Source organism: Synechococcus sp. WH 5701 (assembly GCF_000153045.1).
GTDB classification, from domain to species: Bacteria; Cyanobacteriota; Cyanobacteriia; order PCC-6307; family Cyanobiaceae; genus Regnicoccus_A; species Regnicoccus_A antarcticus.
In genome coordinates this window covers 1-1,073 of record NZ_AANO01000133.1, presented here as the reverse complement: position 1 = coordinate 1,073, position 1,073 = coordinate 1, and the positions used below count along the sequence as shown (strand labels likewise).

The 1,073-nt window shown below is 56.1% G+C and carries 2 protein-coding genes; one reads left to right on the top strand and one right to left on the bottom strand.

Going from position 1 to position 1,073, the window contains the following annotated elements; translation table 11 throughout:
* The coding region (locus WH5701_RS00765) for a methyltransferase domain-containing protein (protein ID WP_006169940.1) at positions 1-587 on the top strand (587 nt) is incomplete at its 5' end.
* On the opposite strand, the gene WH5701_RS16445 is transcribed toward WH5701_RS00765, so the two are convergent.
* On the bottom strand, positions 568-1,073 hold a 506-nt coding region (locus WH5701_RS16445), incomplete at its 5' end, for a prephenate dehydratase domain-containing protein (protein WP_156776482.1). The two genes, WH5701_RS00765 and WH5701_RS16445, sit on opposite strands and share 20 nt — an antisense overlap.

The following is a 1,073-nucleotide window of genomic DNA, read 5'->3' as shown; positions in this document are numbered from 1 at the left end:
TCGTCGGCATCAGCATCAGTCCCGCACAAGTCGCTCGGGCCACAGACCTAACAACCCAAGGACTGAGTTGTCGTTTCGAGGTGATGGATGCGCTCGACTTGCAGATGGCTGACCACAGTTTTGACGCCGTTTGGAGCGTGGAGGCAGGCCCTCATATGCCTGACAAGCAGCGTTACGCCGACGAACTTCTCAGAGTGCTGAAGCCCGGTGGCTTGCTGGCCGTAGCGGACTGGAACCGGCGGGACCCGTCCGATGGCGCCATGACTAAAACAGAACGCAGGGTGATGCGCCAGCTGCTCAATCAATGGGCCCATCCCGAGTTCGCCAGCATTGCTGGATTTCAACAAAACCTAGAAACCAGCCACTACAGCCAAGGTGGCATCAGTACCGACGACTGGAGCCAAGCAACCCTCCCCTCCTGGATTGATTCAATCTTGGAAGGGGTACGACGCCCGAGAGCCGTGCTCGGACTGGGGCCAAAAGCAGTTGTTCAGGGATTAAGGGAAACGCCAACACTCCTTCTGATGCATTGGGCTTTTGCCACCGGACTGATGCAATTCGGCGTGTTCAAGTTGAAACGTCACTGAGCTCAGTGCTCGGATAAGCACCGAAATGGGCAAGGTGCTCACAAAAAGGTTCGAGTTGTGCGATCAACTCAGGAAGCGCCTCGGCTCGATTACTCGGAAGATCAACATCAACAAAAAAGACATATTCACCAAATTCCCGCTTCGACGGTCGTGACTCAATGCGGCTCATATTGAGTCCTCGATCTGCAAGGCATGCGAGGGCCTCCAATAAGGCTCCTGGAGCATTTCGATGGAGTGAGAAGGCCACACTGGCCACCGAGCCTTGTTCACGACGTTCACCACGCTTCAGCAAGAGAAAGCGGGTGCAGTTTCCAGCCACATCATTCACGGGATATGCCAACTCCTCCAAGCCGTGTTCATTTCCGGCCACCCTGGAAGCAATGGCGGCTCGGAAATGACTCCCCACCACCAATCGAGCAGCTTCCGCCGTTGAGGACGTGGGGAGCTGCAACGCTTGCGGCACATGCTTGGCCAACCAACCACTGC